The sequence below is a fragment of the Streptomyces sp. SP18BB07 genome, from assembly GCF_036322545.1.
Lineage (GTDB): Bacteria > Actinomycetota > Actinomycetes > Streptomycetales > Streptomycetaceae > Streptomyces > Streptomyces deccanensis.
In genome coordinates this window covers 1-6,527 of the sequence record NZ_JAQYWT010000301.1, presented here as the reverse complement: position 1 = coordinate 6,527, position 6,527 = coordinate 1, and the positions used below count along the sequence as shown (strand labels likewise).

Genomic DNA, 6,527 nt, shown 5'->3' with positions numbered 1-6,527 from the left:
GGGCCCCGCGCCCGCTAACTGCTGGGGGCGCCCCCCTTGGTTTGCCCCCCGCCGCCGCGGGGGTTTGCGGGCCGGGGGGGGGGGGTCTGGCGGGGGGGGGGGTCCCGGCGCCCACCCCCCCCCCGGCCCCCCCCCCCAACCCCACCCCCGCCCACCCCCCGCCCCCCTCGCGAACCGGCGGAGCCTGAGGCACCGTGGAGTGAGGTGTGGCCCGTCGGCCACCGGTGGAGCACGCGACAAGGAGAACCGCATGACCGACCACGTGTACCGGGTCACCGAGATCGTCGGCAGTTCGGCCGAAAGCGTCGACCACGCCATCCGCAACGGCGTCGCCCGCGCCTCCCAGACCCTGCGCAACCTCGACTGGTTCGAGGTGACGCAGGTCCGGGGCCACATCGAGGACGGCCAGATCGCGCACTACCAGGTCGGCCTCAAGGTCGGCTTCCGGCTGGACGAGGCCGACTGAGGAACCGGGGCCGCCCCTCAGGTCCGCCCTTCCCGCTCCTGCGCCACCTTCAGCGCGGCGGAGGCCGCGGCCCAGCGCGCCCGTACGACCGTGAAGCCCGCCCGCTCCGCGTCCTCGCAGACCAGTTCGTCGTCGTCCACGAGGACGCGGATCTCGCGGGTCCGGGCGAGGTCGCGGAGGATCTCCAGCTTGGTGCGGCGGGCGGGCCTGCGGTCGTTGTTCCGGCGCATCCAGATCCGCCCCTCCGGCAGCCCCTGCGCGGCCAGCCAGTCGACGGTGTCGCGGCGGCAGCGCTCGGGGCGCCCGGTCAGATACACGACCTCGCACTCCTCGGCGCTCTCCCGCGCGAGCGCCACCCCCTCGGGCAGCGGCGGGTCCTGTGGCGCGGCGGCGAAGAACGCGTCCCAGTCGCGCGGGCTGCGCTCCAGGAACCGCTGCCGGTGCGCGGTGTCGGCGAGGGTGTTGTCGAGGTCGAATACGGCGAGGGGCCGGTCGTTGTCGGTCACGGCACCAGCCTAGGCAGCGGCTGACTCGTGTCGTCCGCCGTCGCTTCACACAACAACCACGAAGTCCGCCAGTAGCTTGAGGTTTCAAACGTTAAGGTCGTCATCTCTCCCCCCCACCCAGCACAGGAGAATCGGCGTGCCTGACGGCGAAGTGATCGTGATCGGCGGCGGATACGGCGGCATCCGCCTCGCCAAACAGCTGGACGAGATAGCACGGGTCACCCTCGTGGACCGCAAGGAGGTCTTCTTCCACCGCATCGCCGCACTGCGCGCGGGCGTGCGCGAGGCATGGACGGCCACCCCCTTCATCCCGTACGACCGACTGCTGCGCCATGGCCGTGTGGTCGTCGGCAAGGCGGTCGACATCGACACCGGCGAGCGGCAGGTGAAGCTCGCCACGGGTGAGCGCCTGCCGTACGACGTGGTGGTGATCGCGACCGGCGCGGACTATCCCGAGCCGGCGCGTTTCCTGGGCACCACCCCCGAGGAGGCGGGCAAGACGTTCGCCGCGCACCAGGAGAGCGTGGCGGCCGCCGAGCACGTCCTGGTCGTCGGCGGCGGGCCCGGCGGTGTGGAACTCGCCGCCGAGATCCGGCTGGCCCGGCCGGACGCGCGGGTCACCCTCGCGCACGCGGGATCGGAACTGCTCAGCTCCACCGGCAGCAAGTGGGCCGGACGGCGTGCCCTGAGCTGGCTGGAGGCGCACGACGTGGACGTGCGGCTCGACTCGTTCGTCTCCCAGGGGCCCGACTTCGGCACGTACCGGGACGGCCGGGGCGGACTCATCGAGGCGGACCTCGCGTTCTGGGCCAACGGCACCACGCCGAACACGCTCTGGCTGCGGCTGGCCGGGCACGGGGCGTGGCTGAACGCGGCCGGGCAGGTCAAGGTCGACCGGACGCTGCGGGTCGACGGGCGCCTCGACGTGTTCGCGGTCGGTGACGTGAACGATGTGAGTGAGCTGAAGGTCTCCCCCGTCGCGTTCGCCCAGGCGGACATCGCCGCCCACAACATCCGTGCGTATCTGGAGAGTTCGGGCCGGCACCGCAAGGAACCGCGGGTGTACCGGCCGATCCGGCGGACGCCGCTGATCATCCCTCTCGGTTCGGCCGACGGGATCACGCTGGTGCCGGTGCCGGGTGGTGAGACGGCCGTGCTGGGGGGTCGGACGTCGACACTGGCGAAGGCCAAGACCCTGATGACGCCGTATGTGCGGAGGCAGTTGGGCTACTGAGGGACGGGGGTCGAGGGGGCGGGGGCGTCGTCGGGCGCGTTGTCGGGCGCGGGTGCGTGGGGGCTGGTCGCGCAGTTCCCCGCGCCCCTGAAAAGCAGGGGCTGCGCCCCGTGCTTTTCGACAACGCACCCGAGCCGGCCCTCAATCCCCCCGCACACCCCCCGCCGCGTCCTGTTCCACCACTTCGTTCGCATGTGTCAGGAAGTCGTCGACCATCCGGTGGAACAGCCCCGCGAGCTGCCGCAGTTCCTCCGGGGACCACTCGGCCAGCGCCATCTGCATGCCGCGGACCCCGGCCTCGCGGATACGCCCTATCGCCTCCTGGCCGGCCGGCGTCAGCTCGATGCGCTGGGCGCGGCGGTCGTCCGGGTCCGGTACGCGGGTGACGTAGCCGGTCCGCTGGAGCTGCTGGACCTGGCGGGTGACATGGGAGGCCTCGACGCCGAGCCGGTTGGCCAACTCCCCCGGGCGCAGCGGCTCGGAGTCGGCGATCTGCCTCAGCAGGGCCACGGCGGCACGGTCCAGCGGCACGCCGGCCAGGCTCATCAGGCGCTCGTGCGCCCGTGCCCGGGTACTGAGGTAGGTGATGCGAGTGAGGGCTCGCTCGATCTCGATCACTTCCGCCGAGGCGGGGTCGGAGGGTAGCGGTGATGGGGACATGGGAACTACTTTACCATCTTGTTGCCTGACTCAAGTAAATTCATCGCCCGGGTAGCCCCCGCGATCGAACGGAGCCCCATGTCCCTTCTCGCCCGTCCGGCGGTGGCCGCCCTCGCGGCCAAGGCGATGCAGCGTATCGCGTCAGTGGCGAGCCGCCGGGCCGGCGGCCCGGGTTCCGCCGCCGGATGGCGCGCCCGGCTGCCCGAATACGCCTGCGCCACCCACGAGTTGACCGTCCCCACCGCCTACGGGCCGGCCCGCGCCGTCCTGTACCTGCCCGCCGGTGACGGCACCCCTCCCCCACCGGTCCACGTCAACTTCCACGGCGGCGGGTACGTCCTGCCCCAGATCGAGCTGGACGACGCGCTCTGCCGCTGCATAGCCGTCGAGGCGGGGGTGGCCGTCCTCAACGTGGACTACGTGGTCGCCCCGCAGCACCCGTTCCCGGCGCCGCCCCGGCAGGCGTACGAGATCGTGCGCTGGGTCGCCGAGCACGGGGGTGAGCACGGCTGGGACGGCGACCGGCTCTCGGTGGGCGGCCAGAGCGCGGGCGGCGGCCTCGCGGCGGCGGTGGCCCGCCAGGCCCTGGAGGAGGGCGGCCCCTCGATCGCGCTCCAGGTCCTGCACTACCCACCGCTCGACCTCGCCACCGCCGCCCGCGACAAGCGGGCCGCGATCGCCAGGCCGCTGCTGCGCCCGTGGATGGCGGACATCTTCGACAGCGCGTACATCCCGGACCCGAAGCGGCGTGCGGACCGGCTGGCCTCGCCGGCGAACCCCTCGGACACGGCCGACCTCAGGGGCATCGCCCCGGCCTTCGTCGTCACCGCCGAGTTCGACCTCCTCAAGTCCGAGGGCGTCGCCTACGCCGACCGGCTCCGCACCGCCGGGTCCCTGGTCGGTCACCACGACGTGGAGGGCGCCGACCACGGCTACGACACCGGCGACGAGGCCCGGGCCCGCGAGGTGTACCCGCTGATCGCCGCGCGCGTGCGGCAGGCATTCGCCGCGGGAGGGTCCGAGGGGGCGGCATAGGGCGGGAGCGCTCCCCGGGCGCTCCCCGAGCCGGTGCCCGCCCCTCGCGCGATGTTCAGCCCGTCGGTGTCAGCGACCTCTGGGACGCGTCCCGCGTGGCCGGGCGGGGCGCGCGGAGGGAGGCGATGCCGATGAACACCGTGGAGGAGACACCGGCGAGGGTGAAGGCGGTGAAGCCCAGTCGCCGTTCCCGGCGGCGAGGAGCTGGCCGCCGAGCCAGGGGCCGAAATTGACCCACGCCCGGCTCAGACCGGGACCCCCCGGGCCGGAATACCGTCAGTCGACCGGCGGGGTGCCGTGCGTGTGGAACGACTCGATGGTCTTCAGGCCCCATGCCTGGCCCTTGGCGCGTTCGGCCTGGGTCCAGGTGACGAGCGGCCAGTCGGGGGCGAGGACGAGGCGGGTGAGCGGGTTGCACAGCTCGATCCGGTTGCCGCCCGGCTCGTAGACGTAGAGGAAGAACGTCTGCTGGATGGCGTGCTTGTGCGGGCCGGTCTCGATGAACACGCCCTGGTCCAGGCAGAGATCGGCGGCGCGCAGGATGTCCTCGCGGGTGTCGGTGGCGAACGCGATGTGGTGCAGCCGGCCGCGTGAGCCGGTCCAGTCCTCGGTGTGGACGACGTCGTACGACTTGTTGGTGAAGGTGAGCCACTGGGCGGCGACCTTCCCGGTGTCGAGGACGATCTGTTCGGTGGCGCGGGCGCCGAGCACCTCGCGGGTGAAGGCGGCGTTGGCCTCGACGTCGGCGGCGAGGAAGTTGACGTGGTCGAGGCGGCGTACGCCGACGCCGTGCCCGGGTTTGGCCTGGGGCTGGTTCTTCAGGCCGGGCCTGAGGCCGGCCGGCGCCTCGTACCACTCGCTCTCCCAGTACAGGGCGATTTCGTGGCCGTCGGGGTCGGTGCTGACGTACAGCGGGCCGATGCCCGGTTCGTCCTCGACCCAGCGACCCGTGCGGCCGGTGCTCTCCCACTCCTTGACCCGGCGGCGCAGGGCCTCCTCGCTGGACGTGCGCAGCGCGGTGCGGCGGATGCCGTTGGTGGAGTGGGCGGTGAGGGTGAGGCTGTGGTGTTCGTAGTCGTCCCAGGTCCGCAGATACACGGAGCCACCGGAGCGGCCGTTCTCGGTCAGGCCCAGGATCTCGGTGAAGAACCAGAGGCTGCGGTCGAGGTCGGGGGTGAGCAGTTCGACATGGCCGAGGTGGGCGATGTCGCCGAGCGGCGGGGTCATCGGTGAGTCCTTCGGGGCGTGGGGAGGGCTGAGGGTCAGGGGTGGGAGGCAGGGTCGGCGGGCCGGGGGAACACCGTGCCGTCGAAGATCTTGCGGGCGGTGCGGACGACGGCCGTGCGGCGCGCCGAGGGGCTGCCGTCGGGGCCGTGGGTCACCCGGGTCTCGATGTCGAGGAAGCCGGTGGGGTGCTCGATGCGCAAGCGGTCACCGGTGGGCGGGAGTTGGGCGATGCCCTCGCCGACCCCACCCTCGACGCGCAGCCCGGCGGCCACGCTCGCGGCGCCGAGCACACCGATGGAGGTGTGGCAGCGGACCGGGATGAAGGTGCGGGTGGTGACCGCGCCGCCGTACCGGGGCGGGGCGAGCAGACTGAGCTTGGGCACGGTGGTGTGCTCGACGTCACCGAGCCCCATCAGCGAGCCCGCCGCCCGTCTGATCTCGCGCAGCCGGGCAGTCAGGGCGGCATCGTTCTCCAGGTCCTTGGGGGCCTCGTGGCCGGTGACGCCGAGGGCGGCGGCGGGGATCAGGACGGTGGGCATGCCGTTGTCGACGCAGGTCACCTCCGTGCCGGCGACGACGTCACGGGCGTTCCCGGTGGGCAGCAGCGGGCTGCCGCCCTGCGGGAACTCGATCACCACGGGCGCGGCCGTCCCCGGCACCCCGGAGATCTCCGCGTCCCCGGTGACCGCGACGCGGCCGCCGGGGGTGGGGAAGGTGACGACGGCGAGGTCATCGGTGTTGAGCATGCGGACGCGGACGGAGGTCTCCGGCTCGCCGACGGTCACCAGTCCGCGTTCGACGGCGAACGGTCCGACCCCGGCCAGCAGGTTGCCGCAGTTCTGACGGTCACTCACCTCGAACTGTTCGACGCCGACTTGGAGGAACAGATAGTCGACGTCGGCTGCCGGGTCGGCCGAGACGGACACCACGGCCACCTTGCTGGTCAGGGGGTGGGCCCCGCCCAGGCCGTCGATCTGGCGCGGGTCCGGGCTGCCCATGACCCGCAGCAGCAGCGCGTCGCGGTCGGCCGCGCGGTCGGGCAGGTCCTCGGCGAGGAAGTAGGCGCCCTTGGAGGTGCCGCCGCGCATCAGCATGCAGCGGATCCCGTCGGGTCGGCCGGTCACCGCCGGGTCCTTCCGCCGACGCGCTCCGGGTGCGGCCTCATGAGTCGGCGCTCTCGTTCCGGTACTCCTCGTACGACCGGTAGGTCACCCCGAGCCGTACGAGCGTCTCGCGCAACCCGTAGCGGTCCAGGCCCAGTTGGCCGTCGAGGAAGGCGGCGCGGGAGGCGGCCTCCTTCTGTTCGCGGGCGGCGGAGGCCTCGGCCGTGCGCCGGGCCTTCTCGCGGGGGACGACGACCACGCCGTCGTCGTCGGCGAGGATCACGTCGCCGGGGCGG

The 6,527-nt window shown here is 72.8% G+C and carries 7 protein-coding genes and 1 pseudogene; 3 read left to right on the top strand and 5 right to left on the bottom strand.

Features of this window, described 5'->3' with window-relative positions; genetic code table 11:
- Nucleotides 1–250 precede the first annotated feature (250 nt).
- Nucleotides 251–466, top strand: coding sequence for a dodecin (locus PUR53_RS18800; RefSeq protein ID WP_329896234.1), 216 nt, complete (start codon nucleotides 251–253; stop codon nucleotides 464–466).
- Between the two features lie 17 nt (nucleotides 467–483).
- On the opposite strand, the gene PUR53_RS18795 is transcribed toward PUR53_RS18800, so the two are convergent.
- Nucleotides 484–972 (bottom strand): phosphatase domain-containing protein, encoded by a 489-nt coding sequence (locus PUR53_RS18795; RefSeq protein ID WP_329896235.1) that lies wholly within the window; start codon nucleotides 970–972, stop codon nucleotides 484–486.
- A 136-nt stretch (nucleotides 973–1,108) separates the two neighbouring features.
- Here PUR53_RS18795 and PUR53_RS18790 point away from each other — a divergent pair, with 136 nt between their 5' ends.
- Nucleotides 1,109–2,206, top strand: coding sequence for an NAD(P)/FAD-dependent oxidoreductase (locus PUR53_RS18790; protein WP_329896236.1), 1,098 nt, complete (start codon nucleotides 1,109–1,111; stop codon nucleotides 2,204–2,206).
- Between the two features lie 141 nt (nucleotides 2,207–2,347).
- Here PUR53_RS18790 and PUR53_RS18785 read toward each other — a convergent pair whose 3' ends face one another.
- Nucleotides 2,348–2,866, bottom strand: coding sequence for a MarR family winged helix-turn-helix transcriptional regulator (locus PUR53_RS18785; protein ID WP_329896237.1), 519 nt, complete (start codon nucleotides 2,864–2,866; stop codon nucleotides 2,348–2,350).
- Between the two features lie 78 nt (nucleotides 2,867–2,944).
- On the opposite strand from PUR53_RS18785, the gene PUR53_RS18780 reads away from it, so the two are divergent.
- Entirely contained in the window at nucleotides 2,945–3,901 is a 957-nt protein-coding gene (locus PUR53_RS18780) for an alpha/beta hydrolase (RefSeq protein ID WP_329908994.1), read from the top strand.
- A gap of 276 nt (nucleotides 3,902–4,177) precedes the next feature.
- Here the strand turns inward: PUR53_RS18780 and PUR53_RS18775 are convergent, their stop codons facing one another.
- The 3 genes and pseudogenes from PUR53_RS18775 to PUR53_RS18765 all read right to left on the bottom strand — a co-directional run.
- The gene (locus PUR53_RS18775; protein WP_329896239.1) at nucleotides 4,178–5,128 is read right to left on the bottom strand and encodes a catechol 2,3-dioxygenase; all 951 of its coding nucleotides are present in this window, start codon (nucleotides 5,126–5,128) and stop codon (nucleotides 4,178–4,180) included.
- A 35-nt stretch (nucleotides 5,129–5,163) separates the two neighbouring features.
- Nucleotides 5,164–6,252, bottom strand: a complete 1,089-nt coding sequence (locus PUR53_RS18770) for a 4-oxalomesaconate tautomerase (protein ID WP_329908993.1) — start codon at nucleotides 6,250–6,252, stop codon at nucleotides 5,164–5,166.
- A 37-nt stretch (nucleotides 6,253–6,289) separates the two neighbouring features.
- Nucleotides 6,290–6,527, bottom strand: a pseudogene (locus tag PUR53_RS18765) (4-carboxy-4-hydroxy-2-oxoadipate aldolase/oxaloacetate decarboxylase); the annotation flags it as partial.